The organism is Dyadobacter endophyticus, assembly GCF_014641595.1.
In the GTDB taxonomy this organism is placed as follows: domain Bacteria; phylum Bacteroidota; class Bacteroidia; order Cytophagales; family Spirosomataceae; genus Dyadobacter; species Dyadobacter endophyticus.
Window position 1 is genome coordinate 83,933 of the sequence record NZ_BMIA01000002.1, and the last position, 22,680, is coordinate 106,612.

21 protein-coding genes are annotated in these 22,680 nt (G+C 50.0%); 4 read left to right on the forward strand and 17 right to left on the reverse strand.

The features are described from left to right. The first annotated feature begins 2 nt into the window (after window positions 1-2). The gene (gene mgtE / locus IEY24_RS12470) at window positions 3-1,355 is read left to right on the forward strand and encodes a magnesium transporter (protein WP_188932508.1); all 1,353 of its coding nucleotides are present in this window, start codon (window positions 3-5) and stop codon (window positions 1,353-1,355) included. A gap of 10 nt (window positions 1,356-1,365) precedes the next feature. Here the strand turns inward: mgtE and IEY24_RS12475 are convergent, their stop codons facing one another. Continuing rightward, window positions 1,366-2,793, reverse strand: a complete 1,428-nt coding sequence (locus IEY24_RS12475) for an L-serine ammonia-lyase (protein WP_188932510.1) — start codon at window positions 2,791-2,793, stop codon at window positions 1,366-1,368. A 90-nt stretch (window positions 2,794-2,883) separates the two neighbouring features. Next, window positions 2,884-3,054 carry a DUF6934 family protein gene (locus IEY24_RS33235; protein WP_426293630.1) on the reverse strand — a complete coding sequence of 57 codons (171 nt, stop codon included), beginning with the start codon at window positions 3,052-3,054 and terminating at the stop codon, window positions 2,884-2,886. Window positions 3,055-3,199: 145 nt separating this feature from the next. Between IEY24_RS33235 and dtd the strand changes: the two genes are divergently transcribed. Together dtd and IEY24_RS12485 are read left to right on the forward strand one after the other, a co-directional pair. Beyond that, on the forward strand, window positions 3,200-3,652 hold the full coding sequence (gene dtd / locus IEY24_RS12480) for a D-aminoacyl-tRNA deacylase (RefSeq protein WP_188932512.1): 453 nt from the start codon (window positions 3,200-3,202) through the stop codon (window positions 3,650-3,652). Between the two features lie 46 nt (window positions 3,653-3,698). Beyond that, window positions 3,699-4,025, forward strand: a complete 327-nt coding sequence (locus IEY24_RS12485; protein WP_188932513.1) for a nucleotide pyrophosphohydrolase — start codon at window positions 3,699-3,701, stop codon at window positions 4,023-4,025. A gap of 65 nt (window positions 4,026-4,090) precedes the next feature. On the opposite strand, the gene odhB is transcribed toward IEY24_RS12485, so the two are convergent. From odhB to IEY24_RS12530, 9 genes are all read right to left on the reverse strand, one after another. Further along, on the reverse strand, window positions 4,091-5,692 hold the full coding sequence (odhB, locus tag IEY24_RS12490) for a 2-oxoglutarate dehydrogenase complex dihydrolipoyllysine-residue succinyltransferase (RefSeq protein ID WP_188932515.1): 1,602 nt from the start codon (window positions 5,690-5,692) through the stop codon (window positions 4,091-4,093). 47 nt (window positions 5,693-5,739) lie between these two features. After that, window positions 5,740-8,502, reverse strand: a complete 2,763-nt coding sequence (locus IEY24_RS12495; RefSeq protein WP_188932517.1) for a 2-oxoglutarate dehydrogenase E1 component — start codon at window positions 8,500-8,502, stop codon at window positions 5,740-5,742. Between the two features lie 112 nt (window positions 8,503-8,614). After that, complete coding sequence (locus tag IEY24_RS12500; RefSeq protein ID WP_188932519.1) at window positions 8,615-9,544, reverse strand: PorP/SprF family type IX secretion system membrane protein; 930 nt, start codon at window positions 9,542-9,544, stop codon at window positions 8,615-8,617. 99 nt (window positions 9,545-9,643) lie between these two features. After that, a complete protein-coding gene (locus IEY24_RS12505) occupies window positions 9,644-12,859 on the reverse strand; it encodes a hypothetical protein (protein WP_188932521.1) in 3,216 nt (1,071 codons plus the stop codon). Window positions 12,860-12,875: 16 nt separating this feature from the next. After that, window positions 12,876-13,946, reverse strand: coding sequence for an NAD(P)/FAD-dependent oxidoreductase (locus tag IEY24_RS12510; RefSeq protein WP_188932523.1), 1,071 nt, complete (start codon window positions 13,944-13,946; stop codon window positions 12,876-12,878). Window position 13,947: 1 nt separating this feature from the next. After that, complete coding sequence (gene cmk / locus IEY24_RS12515; protein WP_188932525.1) at window positions 13,948-14,658, reverse strand: (d)CMP kinase; 711 nt, start codon at window positions 14,656-14,658, stop codon at window positions 13,948-13,950. Between the two features lie 47 nt (window positions 14,659-14,705). Continuing rightward, window positions 14,706-15,221 (reverse strand): GNAT family N-acetyltransferase, encoded by a 516-nt coding sequence (locus IEY24_RS12520; protein WP_188932527.1) that lies wholly within the window; start codon window positions 15,219-15,221, stop codon window positions 14,706-14,708. Between the two features lie 6 nt (window positions 15,222-15,227). Further along, a complete protein-coding gene (locus tag IEY24_RS12525) occupies window positions 15,228-15,818 on the reverse strand; it encodes a LutC/YkgG family protein (protein WP_229222180.1) in 591 nt (196 codons plus the stop codon). Next, window positions 15,818-17,194 carry a lactate utilization protein B gene (locus IEY24_RS12530; RefSeq protein WP_188932529.1) on the reverse strand — a complete coding sequence of 459 codons (1,377 nt, stop codon included), beginning with the start codon at window positions 17,192-17,194 and terminating at the stop codon, window positions 15,818-15,820. Before IEY24_RS12530 ends, IEY24_RS12525 begins: the two co-directional genes overlap by 1 nt. A 241-nt stretch (window positions 17,195-17,435) precedes the next feature. On the opposite strand from IEY24_RS12530, the gene IEY24_RS12535 reads away from it, so the two are divergent. Continuing rightward, complete coding sequence (locus IEY24_RS12535) at window positions 17,436-17,831, forward strand: T9SS type A sorting domain-containing protein (RefSeq protein ID WP_188932531.1); 396 nt, start codon at window positions 17,436-17,438, stop codon at window positions 17,829-17,831. A gap of 80 nt (window positions 17,832-17,911) precedes the next feature. Here IEY24_RS12535 and IEY24_RS12540 read toward each other — a convergent pair whose 3' ends face one another. Genes IEY24_RS12540 through IEY24_RS12565 form a run of 6 tightly spaced genes read right to left on the reverse strand, consistent with a single transcriptional unit; the run spans window position 17,912 to window position 22,382 of the window. Continuing rightward, window positions 17,912-18,691 carry a (Fe-S)-binding protein gene (locus IEY24_RS12540; protein WP_188932533.1) on the reverse strand — a complete coding sequence of 260 codons (780 nt, stop codon included), beginning with the start codon at window positions 18,689-18,691 and terminating at the stop codon, window positions 17,912-17,914. A 3-nt stretch (window positions 18,692-18,694) separates the two neighbouring features. Beyond that, on the reverse strand, window positions 18,695-19,477 hold the full coding sequence (locus tag IEY24_RS12545; RefSeq protein WP_229222188.1) for an endonuclease/exonuclease/phosphatase family protein: 783 nt from the start codon (window positions 19,475-19,477) through the stop codon (window positions 18,695-18,697). A gap of 37 nt (window positions 19,478-19,514) precedes the next feature. Further along, complete coding sequence (locus IEY24_RS12550) at window positions 19,515-19,844, reverse strand: L-rhamnose mutarotase (protein ID WP_188932535.1); 330 nt, start codon at window positions 19,842-19,844, stop codon at window positions 19,515-19,517. Window positions 19,845-19,852: 8 nt separating this feature from the next. Then, on the reverse strand, window positions 19,853-20,683 hold the full coding sequence (locus IEY24_RS12555) for an amidohydrolase family protein (RefSeq protein WP_188932538.1): 831 nt from the start codon (window positions 20,681-20,683) through the stop codon (window positions 19,853-19,855). A 3-nt stretch (window positions 20,684-20,686) separates the two neighbouring features. Next, complete coding sequence (locus IEY24_RS12560; protein ID WP_188932540.1) at window positions 20,687-21,550, reverse strand: fumarylacetoacetate hydrolase family protein; 864 nt, start codon at window positions 21,548-21,550, stop codon at window positions 20,687-20,689. Between the two features lie 58 nt (window positions 21,551-21,608). Beyond that, the gene (locus IEY24_RS12565; RefSeq protein WP_188932542.1) at window positions 21,609-22,382 is read right to left on the reverse strand and encodes an SDR family NAD(P)-dependent oxidoreductase; all 774 of its coding nucleotides are present in this window, start codon (window positions 22,380-22,382) and stop codon (window positions 21,609-21,611) included. Window positions 22,383-22,680 lie beyond the last annotated feature (298 nt).

Consider the following 22,680-nt stretch of genomic DNA (forward strand, 5'->3'; position numbering starts at 1 on the left):
CGATGACCTTCGAATTAACCCAGCTATACGTAGACCACATCCAGGAACTGATTGAGAAAGAGGACTCTGCGGCCATTCGGTCGGAAATGGAGAACCTGTTTCCTGCCGATATTACCAGCTTGCTATACGAGCTGGAAACAGAAAGCGCAAAATTCCTGATTGGTCAGTTGAATATTGAAACCGGCGCGGCTATTCTAGCCGATATGGACCGGGACGAACGCCGGGACTTTTTAAAAGCCTTCACTTCGGAGGAAATATCCAAGTTCGTCAACCTGTTTGACTCGGATGACGCCGTGGATTTGCTAAACGAGCAGCCCATACGCGTGCGCGAAGAAGTGATCGCATTGCTGGAAGACCGCGAACATGCACGCTTCATTCTGGACCTGCTACATTACGACGAAGATGTGGCCGGCGGTCTGATGCAGAAGGAGCTTGTAAAAGCCAATGTCAACTGGACGGTGAATCAATGCATTGAAGAGCTGCGCACGCAGGCCGAGGATGTCGAGAAGGTGTATGCGGTGTATGTGGTCGACGACTTTGGCAAACTGCTTGGCATCCTCTCTTTGAAAAAGATCGTTCTGGCGCACAAAAACACCAAAATTGAAAGCTTGTATGATAAGGACGTCATTTTCGTGGAGACTTACCGCCCCGCAGAGGACGTAGCCGAGCTCATGCGGCGCTATGACCTTGACGCGCTGCCGGTTGTAAACGTCCAGGGAAAGCTGCTCGGCCGCATTACAATCGATGATATCGTGGACGTCATTACCGACCAGGCCAGCTCCGATACGCTGGCTATGGCGGGTATTACCGGTGATGTAGAGGAAGATGACAGTATCTGGCAACAAACAAAGGCGCGTTTGCCCTGGCTGCTGGTGGGTATGATGGGAGGAATTCTGGCGGCAAAATTCATCAGTTTTTTTGAAGGGGACTTAAAAATCATCCCCGCTATGGCCGCCTTCATTCCTATTATCGGTTCAACAGGGGGAAATGTAGGGATTCAAACCTCCTCGCTTATTCTGCAAAGCCTGGCCGACAAGACTGGTATCGATACTACATTAGGTCAGAGATTGATCAGGATGTTCGCCGTGGCATTTATCAATGGGATCATTATCAGTGCTATTGTATTTGGGTTCAATATGCTGATTGGAAATGAGGTGCAACTGGCGCTTGTCGTTTCGATCGCGCTAATGTCAGTGGTCTTCCTGGCCTCGTTTATGGGAACCTTAACCCCGATTGTGCTAGAAAAGATCGGCATTAATCCCGCCGTAGCGTCCGGGCCGTTCATTACCACAGCCAATGACCTGATCGGCTACGGCGTTTACTTCGGCCTGGCGCATTTACTGTTGCGCTTATAATCACATCGAATCAGCATTCGCTCAGACTGATCGGAATGTTCACTGCAAGGCCGCCCTCGGAAGTTTCCTTATAACGGTTATTCATATCCAATGCGGTTTCCCACATGGTTTTAACCACATTGTCCAGCGAAACCTTGGCATTCTCGGGATTGCTCTGCAATGCAAGCTGGGAAGCAGTAATAGCCTTGATCGCCCCCATCGTGTTGCGCTCAATGCAGGGGATCTGAACCAAACCGGCCACCGGGTCGCAGGTGAGCCCGAGATGATGCTCCATAGCGATTTCTGCGGCCATTAAGCACTGCTCCACACTTCCGCCCGAGACCTGGGCGAGACCTGCCGCCGCCATCGCAGACGACACGCCGATCTCTGCCTGGCAGCCACCCATTGCCGCTGAAATCGTCGCACCTTTCTTGAAAATGCTGCCGATCTCACCCGCTGTCAGCAGAAAGCGGAAAATGTCCTCTTGCGTACCGCCGCAGAATGTCATATGAAATTGCAGCACCGCCGGGATCACACCCGCAGCACCATTGGTAGGAGCTGTTACCACGCGGCTATAAGAAGCGTTCTGCTCGTTGACAGCCAGCGCGAAGCAACTTACCCAGTCGAGCGTATAGTTAAACCCGGAGCCGCTGTTACGAATCAGCTCGATCCATTCGTCGCAGCCGGCGCAGGCACGTCCTTTCAGCAGTTTCTGGTTCAGTTCCGCTGCCCTCCGCTGCACATTGAGCCCGCCCGGCAATATCCCCTTATGTTGGCAACCCAGGAAAATACTATCCTGCATTACCCGCCAGATATTTAGTAGATCTTTCCGGATAGCCGTATCATCCTTCCAAATACGCTCATTGTCCAGCACCAGCTCCCAGATCGCCTTGCCCGTAGCACGGTGCCATTCAAGCAAATCCGAAGCCTGGTCGACCGGATAGGGAATTTCAGCCGATGCTGCGCTGCCCGAAGCCTCCCGGCCCTCCTGGATCACAAAGCCACCGCCTATCGAGTAATAAGTTTCTTCGAGCACCTGCCCGTCAGAGCAAACCGCCGCAAAAGCTACGCCATTCGGGTGAAACGGAAGTGACTCCGTTTTGTGAAACACCACATCTGTTTTGGGATTAAAATGAATCTGCGTTTCTCCGTGCAAACGGATCGTCTCACTCGCCGCTATATCGGCGAGAATACGGTCGATCGAGCTAGTCTCGATCGTCACCGGATCATAGCCGCTCAGTCCGAGGAGCACTGCAATATCGGTACCATGTCCTTTGCCCGTTTTGGCCAGTGAACCATAAAGATGCGCGGTGATCTTCTGTACGCATCCCAGCAAGCCCTTCTCTTTTACTGTACCCAAAAACTGCTGCGCCGCGCGCCACGGCCCCAGGGTATGAGAACTCGACGGGCCAATGCCTATCTTAAAAATGTCAAAAACTGAAATGCGTTCTTCTGTCATACAATGTGGTGCCCCAAAAGAGTTACTTCTTAACCTGTCGATCGCGAAGCTCGGGTGGTAGTGGCGTATTTTTCTGTCATTTTCATAGCATCATAACAATTTTGATACAAGAAATGCTGCGTAATTTACATTTTTTTCAAAAGGACACCAGCCTCCACCCCAATATCCCCATGCATTATATTCTCTACTGATCATTTCGTAGTTGTTACTAATAATAAGTCTATACAATCTTGTCCCGGACGCTGTGCTGCCGGTAATCATTTGATTACCCGGTAAGCAGGTTTACCCACCAAAAATGCGAACGGTCATATCCATCGAACCAACGGCTTTTTAAAGCTTACACAGGTCATTTTTAGAAGAGAACCCGTACTTTTGCCCTCATTCAGAAGTATCGACATATTGAAATATGATTGCAGTAATCCAGCGCGTGAGCAGCGCTTCGGTGACCATCGACGGTAAAGTAAAAGGAGAAATTAAAACCGGTTTTATGGTCCTTCTGGGAATCACTCATGCTGATTTGCGGGAAGATATAGAGTGGCTGGGAAAGAAGATCGTCGGGCTCCGGGTATTCAATGACGAGGAAGGCAAGATGAACCTGGATTTGAAGACCGTGAATGGGGATATTCTGCTGATCAGCCAGTTTACATTACATGCGAGCACCAAAAAGGGCAACCGCCCGTCCTTTATCGAGGCGGCCAAACCAAATATCGCCATTCCTATCTACGAGAAGATGATCGAGTTCCTCTCCCAGGAAGTCGGCAAACCTATTCAAACCGGCGAATTTGGCGCAGATATGAAAGTGTCGCTGCTCAATGACGGACCGGTAACCATCGTAATAGATTCGAAAAACAGAATATAAAACTGAGATTCAAAAAAGTTACTATTCACTCATTCAAAATAAGAATATGACCATTCACGAAGCACAAGACCAGGTCGATCAATGGATCAAAACCTACGGCGTCAGATACTTTTCAGAACTGACCAACATGACGATCCTTACCGAGGAAGTGGGCGAACTTGCGCGCATTATGGCGCGTACCTACGGCGACCAGTCATTCAAAAAATCGGATATGGGTAAAGATCTTGGCGATGAAATGGCTGATGTGCTCTGGGTACTGATCTGCCTGGCCAACCAGACGGGCATTAACCTTACCGAAGCATTTGAAAAGAACCTGGCCAAGAAAACGGAACGCGACAAGGACCGCCACAAGCAGAATGAGAAACTGCAATAGCTTATAACAAAACAGGCCCGGATCTCCGGGCCTGTTTTGTTATCTATTCTTAGAAAACGATAATACTACATATCCAGCAACAGACGCATCGGGTCTTCGAGCAGCTGCTTCACGCGTACCAGGAAGCTTACCGAATCCTTGCCGTCTATCGTGCGGTGATCGTATGACAACGCTACATACATAATCGGGCGAACCACGATCTGACCATCTACTACAACCGGGCGCTCTACGATATTGTGCATACCCAGGATAGCCGATTGCGGCGCATTGATGATCGGGGTAGAAAGCATCGACCCGAATGTACCACCGTTAGTGATCGTGAATGTTCCGCCGGACATCTCATCAAGTCCCAGCTTACCATCCCGTGCGCGAACCGCCAAACGAACGATTTCCTTCTCGATTGCGGCAAACGATAATGTTTCGGCATTGCGGATAACGGGTACTACCAGCCCGCGCGGTGTTGAAACTGCCACCGAAATATCAGCAAAATCGTTGTAAACCAGCTCCTCGCCATCGATATAGGCATTTACAACCGGGAAGTCTTTCAACGCGACCGTTACTGCCTTCACGAAGAATGACATAAAGCCAAGCCCTACTTCGTGTTTTTCTTTGAATTTATCCTTGAATTTAGACCGCAGATCCATTACCGGTTTCATATCCACCTCATTGAAGGTGGTAAGCATGGCCGTTTCATTTTTCACCGCAACCAAACGGCGTGCGATGGTTTTACGCAGCGAGGACATTTTCTCGCGGCGCGACGCACGCGCGCCAGCCGGTGCTGCGGCAGTCGATACTGCGGCAGCAGGAGCCGGAGCAGCAGGTTTAGCCGCAGCAGGAGCTGCCGCTGGTGCTGCCTTTTCCGCTTTCAAAGCATCGTCCTTCATGATTTTGCCTCCTGAACCGGAACCGTTCACATCTTTCGGATCGATTCCTTTTTCAGCCAGGATTTTGGCAGCAACTGGCGATGCGTGTTTTTCGCTGTAAGCTTTGTCGGCGGAAGCCGCTGCCGCCGTCTGGCTGCTCGCCTGCGGAGCTGCCGCCGGAGCGCCCGCCGTCACCGCGATCGTACAGATAACTGCGCCAATCGAGAGCGTGTCGCCTTCTTTTCCTACAATTGTGAGTATACCCGCAGCTTCTGCCGGCAGTTCGAATGTTGCTTTATCGGATTCCAGCTCACAGAGAATTTCGTCCACCGCTACATAGTCACCATCTTTTTTGCTCCAAGAAGCAATGGTAACCTCACTGATAGACTCGCCCACAGCCGGAACTTTCATTTCGTAGACCTGGCCGGTCGATACGGGAGCTGCTGCTGCAGTGGATGCTGCCGCAGTGGACGCTGCCGCAGTGGACGCTGCCGGGGCTTCGGCCTTAGCGGGTTCTGCCGGGGCTGCTTCCGCTTTGGGAGCAGTTTCTTTCGGAGCAGCGCCATTAGCGGCATCGATGGTGGCGATCAGCTCACCGATATTCAACGTATCGCCTTCCTGCGCTTTAATATGCAATATACCTTCTGCTTCCGCAGTAAGTTCAAATGTCGCCTTGTCCGAATCCAGCCCGCAGATCACCTCGTCCATCTTCACAAAATCACCATCATTTTTGAACCAGTTTCCTATCGTAACCTCGGTAATCGACTCGCCAACGGGCGGTACTTTTATTTCAATTTCAGCCATTTTATGTGCAATCTTGTTATTGAATTAAGTCAAAAATTATAGGAATATCATTCAAAAGCCCTGTTGATGATTTCCGCTTGCTCCTTTGTATGGATTTTTGAGAAACCTGTCGATGGCGAAGCACTCGGCTCGCGGGCGATTACCTGCAATGGTTTCACGCCTTTGTACATGCGCAGCAGGAATGTCCAGCCGCCCATATTGAATGGTTCTTCCTGTACCCAGTAAACACTTGCATTTTCGTACCGGCTCAGGTGCGCGTCGATCTGCGTTTGCGGGAACGGATGCATTTGTTCCAAACGAATGATCGCCACATCGTCGCGCTTGTCGGCTTGCTGCCTTTCGTATAGTTCATAATACAGCTTGCCGGTGCAAAGCAATACTTTCTTCACTTTCTTCGGATCTGCATAAGTATCGCCGATCGTTTCCTGGAATGAGCCGCTTACAAGGCTCTCGATCGGGGAAACGCAAAGCGGGTGACGGAGCATCGATTTCGGCGACATCACAACCAACGGTTTCCGGAATGGAAACTTCAACTGCCTGCGAAGCAAGTGGAAGAAGTTGGCTGGTGTGGTTACGTTCGCTACGATCAGGTTGTAGTTAGCCGAAAGTTGCAGGTAACGCTCCGGACGCGCATTGGAGTGCTCGGGTCCCTGGCCCTCGTAGCCGTGCGGCAACAACATCACCAGACCTGTCCAGCGGTCCCATTTGGTTTCGCTCGATGTTACAAACTGGTCGATAATCACCTGTGTGCCGTTGGCAAAGTCTCCAAACTGCGCTTCCCAGATCACCAGTGCATTCGGGTTTGCCATCGAATAACCGAATTCAAAACCCAATACCCCATATTCGGAAAGCAGCGAGTTGTAGATCATGAATTGGCCCTGGCCCTCCTGGATATGCTGCAAGCTATTGTAGGCTTCATTGGTTTCCACATCGCGCAACACTGCATGACGGTGGGAGAATGTACCGCGCTGTACGTCCTGGCCGCTCAAACGGACGATATTGCCTTCCGTAAGGATCGAACCGTATGCAAGTAGCTCGGCAGTAGCCCAGTTTACCTCCTTTTTATCGAAGATCATTTGCTCACGGTCTTTGAGCAACTTGTCGATCTGTTTTAATCTGTTGAAGCTCTCAGGGGTGCTGATCAGCGCTTTTCCTATCTTTTCGAGCACATCCTGAGGCACGCCGGTCTCTGGCGATTTCTCAAAATCTTCGGGTTTGGATTTACGCAAGCTGTGCCATTCCTGTTCCAGTTTCGGCATGGTGTATGGCAGCGCTTTCTGCTTGACCATATCAAGGCGCTCCTGCAATAGTTGCTTGAACTCCTTGTCCATATTAGCCGCCAGCCGTGCATCCACATCTCCGCGTTCGGCCAGTGTTTTCTGGTAGATCTCGCGCGGATTCTGATGGTTCTCGATGGATTTGTAGAGAACCGGCTGCGTAAATTTCGGTTCGTCCGCCTCGTTGTGTCCGTGACGGCGGTAGCAAACCATATCAATGAATATGTCTTTGTTGAATTTCTGACGGTACTCTACCGCAAGGCGCATACAGTAAACAACCGCCTCCGGATCATCTCCATTGACGTGTAATACCGGCGCATCGACGATTTTAGCGATATCCGTACAGTATATCGACGAGCGGGCGTCGACAAAGTCGGTCGTAAAACCAACCTGGTTGTTGATCACAAAATGGATGGTACCACCGGTGTAGTAGCCATTCAGTGCCGACATCTGGGTTACTTCATAAACGATACCCTGGCCTGCCACTGCGGCATCGCCATGGATCAATACCGGCAGCACGCGGTCGTAATCGCTATCGTACATCCCATCGGCGCGGGCGCGGATGTAACCTTCCACTACCGGGTTGACCGCTTCAAGGTGCGATGGGTTCGGCGCCAGTTTCAGGTGTACGTTGTTACCATCTTTGGTGGTGATCTGGCTGGCAAAACCCATGTGGTATTTCACATCGCCGTCTCCCCAGACCTGATCGGGCAGGTTACCTTCAAATTCGTTGAAGATCTGTCCGTAGGTTTTCTGCATGATGTTGGCAAGCACGTTCAGGCGGCCGCGGTGGGCCATACCGATCATCACTTCGACCACACCCATTTCGGCAGCTTTGTTGATCATCGCGTCCAGCGCGGGGATCGTCGTTTCACCGCCTTCCAGCGAGAAACGCTTCTGTCCGAGGTATTTGGTATGCAAAAAGTTTTCGAAAACAACCGCTTCGTTCAACTTCGAGAGAATGTGCTTTTTCTCATCGATCGAGAACGTCATTGTCAATGCTTCCTTTTCGATCTTCTTGCGCAACCAGCTTTTTTGCTCGCGGTCGCGGATGTACAGATATTCGAAACCGATATTTCTTGCATAGATCGTCTTCAATGAATCGACAATCTCACGCAGCGTGGCCGGACGATCAAAGACCTCAACACCGGCTTCAAAAACGGTATCGAGGTCTTCGGGTCCCAGATTAAAATCAGCGATGTCCAATTGAGGGCGGCGGTCTTTCCTTTTCTGGATCGGGTTCGTAGTCGCCAGAAGGTGTCCCCGGGACCTATATCCACGGATCAAATGCACCACTTCCATTTCCTTGCGGATGCGTGCAGGGTCCGATTTTCCAACTACCGCGGCCTCCTTGCCGTTGGCAGAACCATTGGCGTGTCCGTTGCCGGCGACAGGAAATTTTTGATAGAAATCATAACCTTCAAAAAACTTTTGCCAGCCTTCGTCCACGGAAGCGGCATCTTGCTTATAGGAATTGTACAATTCTTCAATATAAGCGGCGTCGGAATTTGCTATATAAGTGTATTTATCCATCACAAAAGTGAGTATTTCATTTACGGCACAAAGGTACGAGAGTTATGTAAAGATTACGAATAAAAATATCCTTTTAACTTAACTGAAAGACGATTTGGAATGGCTCTCGACATCAATATTTCTGGAAACCTTTGGGATTGGGAATAAATTTCAGCATGAGCTCATGGATCCCTTTCGGCCCCGAGTAGGACGCATAGATCTGTTCCGCCTGCCGCGTGCTGTAAAAGTAGCCCAACCGCACATTTCTTCCCAGCTGAACCTCAGCGGTTAACTGCAAATAATCCACTTTTGCCGACATAGCGTTATATCCTCCGCCCACGCGATAAGACGCGCCTAACCCTACCTTCTCCCTGAACCAAAACCGCGAACCGACATCAAATCTGAGTTTATGCTCCTTTTCCTGGATAAATAAAACATGCGGCAGCATCATGACGTCTTCGCTCAAATCGTAGCTTCCGCCGGCCGTGATGTAAAGAGGCCGGCGGTAAAGTGTCCCTATGATCTGATCGCCGAATTTCTGTGAGAGCACTTCCGGTTTGGAAATACCAAAATACAGCCGATCCGAACGCAGCCAGGCACCCAGCCCGAAACTGCCCAGCGCGCGGTTGTTGCTGATAAAGGTACCATCCGAAACCGGCAGCACATTGATCCCGCCCTGCGCGCCAAGGCCCAGTTTCCAGGTCTCGGACAAGCCCAGGTGAAATGCGAACGAGCCGACGAAACCGGTAGTTGTGAAATAGCTGGTTTGGTCATTCAAAGCCTGAAAGCCTATCCCGAACTTGCCGTTTGCGATTGTACCGTCGGCAGCGAAGGTTTGGCTGGTAGGCGAATTGGGGATATTGAACCATTTCCTTCGAAAAATGGCGGTCATATTAAAGTCTTCTCGCGCGCCCGTGAAGCCCGGGTTGATCGACATCGGGTTCTGAACATATTGTTCATACAACACTTCCCGCTGCGCCGTAGCCGCGCCAAGGCTTCCCGTTAGTAATGTTATCGCAAGAAAAACCTTTCTCGAATAGTGATGTGTGTTCTTCCAGAACATAGCACTGAATTTGGGTTATTGTAAACAAAAATGGCAGGAGAGTCCGTCTCTTGCCATCTTTATAACGCTCTGATATCGCTTTTTTACTGCCCGGTCCGATCAAAAATCGTAACCCAGTGTTACGTAAGGAATTGGCTTGTTAGTATAACCGTTATCAACTCCCCAGGCGTAATCAAATTTGGCATAGAAGCCAAACAACGTCGTTCTCACCCCGGCCCCATAGCCCATCAGGTAAGGGTTTTTATAGTTGGTAACCGTTGCCCGGAATGGCTCGTTTTCATCCCCGATGATCTGGGTGTTCAGGCTGTTATTCTCGCTAAATGGACCTTTGCCCGTCCAGGCAGTCCCAATATCGCCAAAGCCGACGATCTGGAAGTTGCGCAGGAAGCTCGATGTGATCGCGCCACGGTAAAGGTATTTTACCAGCGGGATTCTCAGTTCGGCGTTAAGCAGCATGTAGCTTGTGCCCGATAGCCTGTTCAGTTTAAATCCGCGCAGGTTTGTCGCGAAATCGGCAAAGAAAATGTCGCGATTGTCACGCTGGAAGTTCAGCGGGTTATCGCCTGTACGGGTTTCTTTACGGTTACCCAGCCAGTTTTCCATACCTCCAAGGATATTCTGCTTAGGCGCCCGTCCGCCCGAATGGCTGGCAGATGCGCGCACGGCCAGGATCAGGTCGCGGTGGATTTTCTGATAATGGCGGAAGTCGAGACTCACGCGGTTGAAGCTCTCGTTTCCGTTACTCAAACCCTGGTACAAGTCGTAACGTAGCTTGAAGCGCGTTCCTTCCATCATATTCATGCCATTCACGCGGGTGTTGTCGAATACAAATTCGCTGCGCAAGCCTCCGTAGTTAGAAGACATATCCGGATTGGTCAGCAGCACCTCGATCATTCTCGTGGAGGTGAACATGGGCGATACCGAGAAACGGCTCGTGGTCGAGAACGGGTAGGATGCCGTGAACATCAGCTGGTTGAAACGGTATTTCTGGATGAGCCCTTCCGAATCGTTGTAAAGTGTTTTGCGGTCCACACGCAAGCCAAAGTCGATACGATATGTATTGTTGTTGTACTCGGCAAACAAATCGCTGTTACGGAAATTAGACGAAATGAAGATCCCGGCTTTAATCACGTGGTTTTCCAGCAGGTCATTCATCGAAATGGATTGCGCATAGCCAAATCCACGGATCGGGTCGATGCGCCAGTCCGAACTGGCGTCGTTGGTGATAAACAAGCCTTTGTAATTGTATGGCCCTTTGATGGCGATATTTTCACGGACAGCCTTGGTACGTGTCGCCACACCCGGGGTGGTCGGGAAACTGCCCCGGTTCCTTCTGGATTCAAATGACTTTAAGGTCTCTTCATCAAACTCGTAGTTATCGGTATCAACCTCGCCTTCTTTCAATGCGAGCTTGTTTGCTTGCTCGGCTTGCGCTGCTTTGGCGACAGAATCGGTTTTGGCGACATTGGCCGCGCCGGCGTTACCGGGGCTACCCGCGCTGGCAACGGTCAGCGATGGCGGATTCACCGTTGCATTAATATCAAATCCATTCTTAAAAGCGGCAGTGTAATACCCGTCGTTCAGATAGGTATAGGCCAATGCGCCGCCGGCAGCTTTCAGGTTCACATCGGCATTGCGAATATTCTGAATATAATTTGTCAGCTGAACGCTAGCTTGGGAAGCGCGGTTGTATTTGTATAGATTATTGACACCCTTGCCATTGGAAAGGTAAACCACATCATTTTCATCGGCGTAAACCGGGGTTACCTTGGTCTTTCCCTCTGATTCGACCAGCTTGATCATGTTCTCCGACCTTGGCGTGCCGTCGTGCTCAAACAAGGTATAGGAAGGGGCAATCGACTTGAAATTGCCTTTGTCTCCCCTACCCAGCGAGTCGACCGGCCGGTTGGAGGAGAAAACGACCCTGCGAGAGGAACCTTGGATAAATCGGGGCGAAAGATCGTCGTAAAGGTCATTGGTCAATGGCAATGCAGAAGCCCTGGCCACGCTGATGAGGAAAATATCGTTCTGGCCGGCCTTATCCGCGCTCACGGCGAGCATAGAACCGTCGTGGGACACATCCATATCTACGATCTGGTCAAGCCCGCGGATATTGCGCTTCGTTTTGATTTTGATTTTCTTGGTACCTACATTTTCAAACATGTACAGGTTCTTCTTGTCGTTCTCATTGGCAAGGATCGTCAGTACATTGTTTTTCGACCAGCCCAAAAGCGGCGGCTGCGTTTTCATACGGCCACCGATAATGTCGAGCTTGCCCTGGCGTACCACTTTCTTGGAACCCGTTTCACTATCAAACAAATACACACGATAGCGACCGTTTTTGATCTCGCTTACAGCCGTAAACTTTTTATCCGGCGAAATCTTGATCACCGCGCTGGCGTCGGTCACGTTGAACTCATTGAGCTTATATTTCCAGCTCGGGTTGGGGTCTGTATAAAACTGTTCGGCGTTCTTGGTCTGGTTCAGGTAATAGGCCCGCCAGTCGCGCAGAAAACGGTTATAGGATTGTACGCCGAGCGTGCTGGTAATACTGGTTTGCTCGGTACGGATAATGCGGGTCAGGTTTAGAATATCTGAAATCTTGTCCTTTCCGTAGCGCTCGGCAATGTAGTTCCAGATCGAATGCCCGATCAGCGTCGCGTCGTCGCCCGTCATCAGCGTAGGCTTGCGTATGTTGCGGTTTTTGAAGAAATCGCGCATGTAATCGTTCAGCTCAGGCGACCACCCCTCGGCAATGTAAGCCGCTGTTCCCGACATGAACCATTCGGGCAATGTGAGCAGCAGCGAGCTCTGCAACGCTTCTTTCATGTTACCGCCATAAAGCATGTCGTACACGAAAAGAAGGCTGATATCCCGCACCAGTTTCTTACGAAAACCGATCTGATCACCCGTATATGCCACTTCCACGCGTGACTGCGAAAGATTGAGCTTCTGGTCGCTGAGATTATCCAGCACCGAAAGCCCCATGTTGCTTTGTTCGAGCTCCGCGGGCGAGTTGTAGAGAAATATTTTTACGCGGTTATAGGGCGTCCAGCCGAGCACATCGGTGATTTTATCAAATTCGCTTTCAGCATATTGCGCCGTCAGCTTGGCGAGTGCGGTGCCGCCCTGGTAGTGGTAGATTTCGAAGTTGGTGGTTCGGAATATCTTCCAGTTGAACTTCTTGTATTGAACCCGGTTCTTTCCAAAAGTCTCCTGTGAAGGATAGCGCTGTGCTATTGATTCTGTAAATAATCCCAAAACCGCTAAAAGACCGATCGAAAAGGTTAATGTGTAAATATATCTTCTGCTCATATTGCTTAGGCTGACGTCAACGGAAATATAACGAAAAATACCTTTTTATATTCACTAGCGGATTCAATTCTTTCCCGTAAATCAGGTGGTTACAAAACTCTTTTGCGAAAAAAGGCGCGAGTGTAACGCCCTTTGTGCCTAACCCATTGAAAATAGCGACATTAGAAAACTCCGGGTGGACGCCGATCAGCGGTCGCCGGTCGCGCACGGAAGGGCGGATGCCCGCCTGGGCGCCGATTAATGTGTAACCGGTATTCAGCAATCCCTTCAATTTGGATTCCAGCTCCGCGGTAGCCGCCTCCGTAGCCTCCCAGTCGAGCGGGTCCCACGAGTAGGTGGCTCCCACTTTCATCCTATTCTCAGCCACCGGCAATGCGAATATGCCCTGGTTTATGATGTACGGTTTCACCAAAACATCCGGGGTGATTTCAAGGATTTGTCCTTTTACCGGTGTAAACGGCAGCCAGTCGAACCAGCCGTTTTCCAAAGCAAAAAAACCCTGACTGAAAATGACCGTTTTGAACCGCTTGCCCCGCCATTCGATGCCCTCTTCTGTCCGCGAAATGTCAGCGGCATCAAAGGCGGCTTCCACATATAAATTTCGTTGCTGAAAATACCCGCGGCTGGCATCCAGCAAGACCGGCAAATCGATCCACCCCGATTGTACCACTTCAAGCCCTCCGAAATCCGCATGGATGTAAGCTAGCTCATGCCCCGGGTCGGGCGTGTCGGCGATATAGCGGCGAATGCTCGGGTCGGCCGTTTGGGCAATGTAAGTATTCTGCTCTTCGATCGACCGGAAAGGTCGGTAAATCGGCGTGAGGTGCATTAATTTACACGCAAGTTTTTCTTGCAGGTTTCTGTAAAAGGATTTGGCATAAGGGAAAAGATCGTCGGCCAGCCAGGTCTTGACCAGCTTTTTGCCCGTCAGCGGATTAAAAATACCTGCCGCAACGCGCGAAGACGAAGGCATGGAAGAATCTCCAACGATTTGGAAGGTTTTACCCAAATCGTACAGGTGCCAGGCAACGGAGGTGCCCCCGATCCCCTGCCCTATGATAAGGTATTCGTAGTCAAATTGCGGCATATCAGGCTTTATTGGCAGCGCGGCGTCTGAGTGACAGCCCGATTTGCTCGTCGGCAAGGCGCACGACTACTTCCACCTGCTCATCGAGGGTCATAAAAGAGTTGTCGATATAAATGGCATCCTCGGCCTGTCGGAGCGGACTTTCGGCACGGTGCGTGTCGATATGGTCACGGGTTCTGAGGTTTTCAAGAATATCGCCCAAATCCACAATATCTCCCTTTTCCATCAGTTCCAACTGGCGGCGCTGCGCGCGGATCAGCGGATCGGCGTTCATGAAAATTTTCAGCTCAGCCTGCGGAAACACGACGGTCCCAATGTCGCGACCATCCATTACAATGCCCTTGGTCTTTCCCATTCGCTGCTGCTGGGCCACCAGCGCGTGCCGCACCTCGGCGATTGCACTTACCTCGCTCACGCTTTCGGAAACGTACATTTTCCTGATCTCGTCCTCCACATTCGAACCATTCAGGTACGTATCGTTGCGGCCGAGCTCGGGATGGCGGCGGAATGTGATCTGCACCTTTGATAAGGCGCTTTCTACTTCCTTGGGATTGGTAAGACTTATATGATTTTGGATAAAATACAGAGTAACAGCCCTGTACATCGCGCCGGTGTCGATGTAAGGGTAATTCAATTGCTTGGCAACCAGTTTTGCAGTCGTGGATTTACCACAACTCGAATAACCGTCGATCGCAACGATAATCTTAGGCATACTTTAAGGACAATGTTTGACAGACCGTAAAAATACATCTTTAAAACTCACTCTGCGGCGAGCTTAACAAACAAATGTTCGTCCAGTACCTGGTCATTTTTGATAATGGCCTTGCGGTGAATGGCTTCTAATCTGTAACCGGCCTTTTCGAGCACCCGCATCGAGGCAGGATTCGTTTCAAATACCCCTGCATAGAGACGGGTAATGGTCGTGTTTTCAAAAATCCAGTCGGTCATCTGCACTACGGCCTGGGTGGTAATGTTCAGGCCCCAGTAAGGTTCGCCGAGCCAGTAACCGATCTCAGCATTATTACGGTGGATATCCTCCTGCCGGAGCACGCCTATCCCGCCTGCAAATTCATCATTATAATAGATCGCGCGGTGAAAGCTCTCGCCACTATGCCGACCGTTGCAAAAGTCAATCCAGTAGTGGGCGTCGGAGAGCGTATAAGGCGAGGGGAAATTGTCCCTCACCTGTGCTACCACCTTCTTGTTGTTGGCCAGCTGCGCCAGCCTTTCGGCAATATTTCTTGTGAACGGCCTGAGTGTTACCTGATGGTCCATACGAAACTACTCGTCTTCGAGCAGGAAGATCACCATACTGCGCGCTCCGTGCGCGCCGATGACCAGCGATTGCTCAATATCAGCAGTTTTTGACGGACCTGCAATAAAACAGCCCCAGCCCAATGTGTCCTGCAAGCGCACGTAAGCCTGATGCATGTTGTCCACGAGTGCATTACGCGGGATCACAAACGCGAGGTTTTGTGTAATGAACGGCAAAACCCGGTGCGGCAAATATTGGTCGGAAATCCAGACAGCCCCATTCTCGGCCACGCCAAACTCTGCTTGCACGATGGCTATTTCCACGGTTTCCAACTCATGCGGATCGGAAACGTTGAGGCTGAAATCGGCCCAGGCACTCAACGCGGGAATCGTCGTAGCCCGGTTAACTATGCCTTGATATAGTGCTTCCGCTTTCTGCGCAAGCTCTTCCAGGTTTTTAACTACGATTACCTCCGTGTAAATCGCGGCCAGCATTTCGCGGAATTTATCTTCCGTATTTGCAAAATTGCTGGCAAAAGTCGTAACCGCCGGCAAAGCGACTTCCTCCGGTTTGTTTTGCCTGATTTGGCTTAAAATGCTATCTCGTGAGCTCATCATCAATTTTTTCGGTTACGAACATACCAGTCGCGGAAACTTTCCTTTGGCGGCTCAGGCATATCGCGCTGTTTGTACCAGGGGTTCAATGCATTGTTGACCATGAATGGCATGGCGCGCATAACAGTCCGCCCCAGCCTGCCCGACCATTGATAAAACCGCGGCGCGGCAAGCACGGTCGACATCGCACGGATACCTATTTCCTTGCTTTTCGGAACATAGCCCTCCTTTGCAAGTACCTGCCGCCATTTGTAAAGCTGTTCGTGAATATCGATTTTCACAGGGCACACATTCGAGCAGCTACCGCACAATGTGCTTGCAAACGGTAAGTCCGCATTCTTGGTCATATCCAAATTCGGCGCCAGAATAGATCCGATCGGCCCGGCCACGGCATTATGATAACTATGCCCGCCGCTTCTTCTGTAAACCGGGCAGGTATTCATGCAAGCCCCGCAGCGAATACATTTCAATGAATTTCTGAAATCCTTTCTCCCTAACTGCGTGCTCCGGCCATTATCAACGATTACAATATGCATTTCCTGCCCTTCGCGCGGCTTTTTGAAATGACTGCTGTAAGTGGTGATCGGCTGACCGGTGGCGCTTCTCGCGAGCAGGCGCAGGAAAACGCCCAAATGCTCTTGTTTTGGGATAATTTTCTCAAAACCCATGCAGGCAATATGAATATCGGCCAAATGCGCGCCCATATCAGCATTACCTTCGTTGGTCGATACGACAAAACCGCCCGTTTCGGCCACAGCGAAGTTTACGCCCGTCAGTGCGGCACGTCGGGTCAGGAACTTGTCGCGCAAATGCTGCCGAGCGGCTTCGGTGAGGTATTGCGGGTCGGTGGCGCCGGCGTCGGTGCCGAGATGTTCGTGGAAAAGGTCGCCGATATCCTTCTTTTTCAAATGGATCGCCGGAAGCACAATATGGCTTGGCGGCTCGTTACGGAGCTGCACAATGCGTTCGCCGAGGTCGGTATCGATCACTTCGATGCCGTTTTTGCTCAGGAACTCGTTCATATGGCACTCCTCGGTGAGCATCGACTTGCTTTTCACCATCTTGTCGATCTTGTGCTTCTTCAAAAGTCCTAGCACGATCTCGTTATGCTCGGCCGCATTCGCAGCCCAATGCACCTGCACGCCGTTTTCTTTCGCTTTTTGTTCGAAAGAAATCAACAGCTCGTCCAGGTGGGCGAGTACATAATGCTTGATTCCCGACGCGGCTTCGCGAAGCTCTTCCCATTCGGGGAGTTGTTTGGATGACTTATCGCGCTTCTGGCGCACGAACCACAGGGTTTCGTCGTGCCAGTTTACGTAAGGTTCGTCTCTGTTGAACACCGCGGAAGCCTCCGCGTGCTCCATTACTGTTTTGGACATAGCTGCCTTAACAATTAGATAATGGTATTTAAAGAAGAATAAGATTTGTACTTTTCACATTCGTTGCATTATTTCAAGTTTGCAGTTTGTTTAATAAACAACTTTTTACAAATCGAAAAAATGCTATTTTCTTGTATTGCAATATCTTATACTTTTGAATCAACAAAGTTTTTCGATCGGGGCATCGGAGTCTGAATTAAGTTCAGTTTAACTTTTTTTAGACATTTAAATATTAACTCCTATGAAAACCAAAAACACTCTTATTATCGCAGCCTTGACAGGCGTGCTACTATCAGGATCGGCATTTGCTGCAAATGCCCAGAACAACTTCGCTACCGCAGACAAAACGGAAAACGCTTCTACCAAGCTGACTGTTCTGCAGGTTAAACCATTGCAATTCCGCGTTTCTTATAATAATCCAATTTCAAAGAATGTAGTCGTTCGTATTCTGGACAACGAGAAGAATGTGCTTTTCTCAGAAAACCGTAAAGTTGAGAACAACTACCTGAAATACTTCGATTTATCAACCCTGATGGACGGTACTTATACGTTCGAAATCACGGATGGTAAAGAGAAGACTGCACAATCGTTTGATATTTTGACTACAACCAGCCGCGTTGTTTCTTCAATTAACTAACAACGGGCACTTCTCAGATTCCATCCCGCGTGACACGTTCTGCGTAGCGCGCATTCAATAAACTTTGTAAGAACCGGGGCTCAGTATGTGGGCTCCGGTTTTGTTTTTTTGATGCCTGCATTTAAAATTTCGGCGATGTGCATTACCTGCACATTGGAATTGCCGCGTTTGAGAATACCGCCCAAATGCATCAGACAACTCATGTCGGAGCCGGTAATGTACTCTGCATTGTGCCTGATATGATCGGCCACGCGGTCCTTACCCATTTTCACCGACACCGCTTCCTCGCTCACGCAGAACGTCCCGCCAAAACCGCAGCATTCGTCGGTCCGGTCCAGATCGATCAGTTCGATGCCTTTAACCTGTTTCAAAAGCGATACGGGCTTCGAGTACGGCGCCGCATTCAGCTCCGACATTTGGGACAAATACAGCCCGCGCTGCCCGTGGCAACCCTGGTGCAAGCCGACCCGGTGCGGGAACTCGGCTTCAATGCTTTCTATTTTTAAAACATCGGTCAGAAATTCGACCAGTTCGTAAACCCGCTTTCTGAGTACTTTGGATTCGTCGGCCTTGTTATCGGCCTTCAAATGGTCCTTAATATGCAGCACACAGCTCCCCGAGGGCGATACTACGTAATCGCAATCTTTGAAAATATCATAAAAAAGATTGTCACACGAGCGAGAGAGGTGTTCGAATCCGGAATTGGCCATCGGCTGGCCGCAGCAGGTCTGGTTCAGCGGAAATGTAACGGTGCAGCCGAGTTTTTCGAGCAATTCGAGCGTAGCGACGCCCACTTGCGGATAAAACTGATCGACATAACAGGGAATAAATAATCCGATCTTCCAATTTGAGTAATTCATTTTCTACCAAAATTCAATGGTGGCCTGAATGGGATAGTGATCAGAAACGTCCGGATAATTCCTGATAACCTTGTAGTTTTTAATGCGAACTCTGTTATTGAGCAAGGCAAAAATGTAATCGAGCCGGTCGCCCGGTAAACCTTCGTTCCAGGTTTGCATTTGTGACCCGTGGGCAGCGTCCTGCCATTTTTTACGGAACGAGAAATAAGGCTGTTCATTCGGTCTCGCCCCCATATCCATTCCTAAAAGCACGGGCTGGACGCTGTTGACGAGCATTTGATTGATGTATGCGGCCTGCAACGCACGGTCCATCACGGAAGCATATTCGAGCCGGGAGTTGCAAAACCGGAAGGTAACCGACCTCGACAGCCTGATCAGCCCGCATTGGAGCACTTTCGGATCGGAGCCGGGCGTCCGCGGCAGGCTGATTATCTGCGTTTTCTCAAACGGCCAATTCGAAAGTATACCCACGCCCTGCGTCCCGTTTTCGGAGGTGTCGGCGACCGCATACGAGTAGTACATGCCCGTCTGCGCGGCGATCTGCCTCAACTGAAACTGCACCTTCCCCTTGTCCGTCAGGCTGTCGACCGCCTGCAATGCCACAAGATCGGGGTCATTTTCCTTAATTATCCTTAATATATCCCTCAGATTCGACTCGTCGTCTACATTAAGGCCATGCCGGATGTTGAAACTCATCAACTTCACTTCCACAGCCTGACGGGGCTGCGATGAAAGCAATGCAAATGATAAAATAAGGATGGATAATGCGTAAAGTAATCTGCTCAACCTGTTCGAATGCTAGTTCATACTACAACCTTTATTCTTAGAGGGCAAATATCTGGTCCATTAATACCCATTTTTCACCGGGTTTCGCAGTGGGTAAAGCCTGCTGGTATTTCCACATGAGCTGCTCCCATTCCTGTACTTTCGGATTGTCGGCATCCATCTGGGATTTTGTTTCAAAACTGAAATCGTCTTCCGTTTCCATGATCATGAAAAGGCGGTTACCTACGCGGTAAATGTCCATCACCGTAATGCCGGCACTGGTAATGCTCTTGTGAATTTCGGGCTGAATCTGTTTGTGATAGCCCTCATACTCCGCAATCATTTGTGGATCGTCAACCAAATCCACCGCAAGACAATATCTTTTCATATTCTTAATTAAATATCGAGGTTGTAAAATCGCCTCGCATTATTCCCCATTACATCGCGCACTTCGTCGTCGGAGAACATGCTCAGGTAATCGGTCAGAATGCCTTTTGCACCTTCGTACTCACCAGCCACGAGGCATACCGGCCAATCGGAGCCGTACATGATCCTCTCCGTACCGAAAGCTTCGAAAACCACATCCAGATAGGGCCTGAAATCGGCTTTTCCCCAATGCTGCCAGTTGGCTTCGGTGACCATACCCGAGACTTTGCAGTGCACATTTGGTAATTCGGCCAGCCGGCGTATGTCCTCGGCCCAGGGTTGCAATTCCTGCGCTTTGATCAAAGGTTTGGCAATATGGTCCAGCACAAAATGCACATTCGGCAACCGTACGGCAAAGTTGTAGGCTTCTTTTAGTTGATTTTGGTAAATCAGGATATCGTAGGTAAAGTCAAACGCTACCAGCTGGCCTACTCCTTTGATAAATTCAGGTTGCAGCAAAAAGCCTTCCGGCTGCCCTTGCGCTACGTGACGGAAACCCTTCAATTTTTCAAACTGGGAATACCTTTCGAGCTGATCGTAAAGATTCACAGTCCGGAGATCAACCCAGCCCACGACACCTCTGACAAAATCGTTGGCCTCCGCCAGATGAAGCAGGAACTCCGTTTCCGAATCCGTTTGGGAAGCCTGCACAGCTACACAGCCATCGACTTTATTGGCCTTCAAAACGGGCCACAGATCCTCGGGTAGAAAATTCCGCCGGATTACCTCCATTTCGGGTGTAATCCACGAATCACGTTCCTCGTCAAATATCCAGAAATGCTGGTGACTGTCAATTACCATATATTAAACCGCCTTCCAGGCAATAGCTTCTTGTTTCTGCGAACCTAGTTTTTCAATACCCAATTCTACCACGTCACCTGGTTTCAGGTAAACAGGCGGCTTCATACCTAGTCCTACACCTGCTGGTGTACCGGTCGTGATCACGTCTCCCGGAAGTAAAGTCATGAACTGGCTCAGGTAGCTTACCAGGAAAGGGATCTGGAAAATCATGTCCGATGTATTACTATCCTGGATTTTCTTGCCGTTGAGCACGAGCCACAGGTCGAGGTCGTTGGCATTGCCAACTTCATCGGAAGTTACCAGGTAAGGTCCCAACGGCGCGAAAGTGTCGTTACTTTTACCTTTTACCCATTGTCCGCCACGCTCCATCTGAAACGCCCGTTCCGAATAATCGTTATGAACCGCGTAACCAGCTACGTAATCCAATGCATTAGCCTCGTCGACGTAACTCGTCTTTTTACCAATCACTACTGCCAACTCTACTTCCCAGTCGGTTTTCTCCGAATTTCTCGGGATAATTACCTGATCGAACGGGCCGCACAATGCAGAAGTTGATTTGAAGAAAATGATCGGCTCCTTCGGAAGTTCCGTCGCACCCGACTCGTAAGCATGTTTGGCATAGTTCATACCAATGCAGACGATCTTAGAAGGACGCGCCACGCAGGAACCGTAGCGGAAACCGTCCTCCACTTTTGGCGCGGAGGCCGCGCTGGTTTCCAGCCAGCTTGCCAGACGGGTTATACCGTCGGTCGCGAAGAATTTCTCGTTATAATCTTCACCAAATGCCGAAACATCCAGCTTCGTACCGTCGGCCAATTCTACGCCCGGCTTTTCATTTTCAAATGCACCAAATCGGAAAAGTTTCATAATGTATCGTTTGGCTTCCGGCGCGCAGCTTTCGGCCTGATTAGGTTATAGGGTTGTATTAATTATTCAATTTTTCAAAACCGCCATCGATCAGATAATCGCAGCCGGTGATAAAACCTGCTTCGTCCGAGCAGAGGTATAATGCCAGTGCACCAATCTCCTCGGGCTTCGCCATACGGCCAATGGGCTGTGTTTTAGACAGTTTCTCAAACATTTCCTGCTCTTTGCCCGGATAGTTTTTGGATATGAAACCATCCACAAAAGGCGTATGCACGCGGGCAGGCGAAATGCTGTTGCAACGGATATTGTCGGCCAGATAATCGCGGGCGACAGACAATGTCATGGAATAAACCGCCCCTTTTGCAGTAGAATAAGCAAAGCGGTCGGGTATTCCTACTGTTGCTGCAATAGAGGCCATGTTCAAAATCACCCCTCCTCCATTGGATTTCAAGTGGGGAATGGTGGCTGCCAGGCAGTTGTAAACACCTTTTACATTGATATTGATGACCCTGTCAAAATCTATTTCGGCAGTCGTATCCGCCTTGCCGATGTGCGCGATCCCCGCATTGTTGACCAGGATATTGATTGGATGTTGCTCCGCGATGGCATTGATAATGTTGATGACATCCGCTTGCTTGGAGATGTCCAGTGCGTGTGCCTCAGCTTGTCCGCCATCCGCAGTGATTTCATTCACCACCTGGTTGGCCAGATCAATGTTGAGTTCGAGAATGTGCACGTAAGCACCCTGCTTCGCGAAAGTTTTAGAGATCGCCAATCCGATCCCGCTCGCGCCACCGGTTACCAGTGCTGTTTTTCCTGTTAGATTGAACATAGTTGGTTGGTCTAGCCCCAAGGCCGAAGCCTTGGGTTAATGATAGTTGTGCTTGTTGCTCTTGGACAAAAGATTTTGCTATTGCTCTTCCTTTGCTCTGGGTCCGGGGGATAAAGCCCCCGGCAATGGATTTGACATCTTACCTGATGCAACGTTGGACCGCTTTTGATTTGCTTCGCAAATTGCCAGCAATCTTACTTTTGCTTTGGGTCCGGGGATAAAGCCCCCAGCAATAGGTTTTATTCCAATACCGTCGGTTTTAACCGACGGAAAAGAACTAGCCGCAGAGCCCGGAATA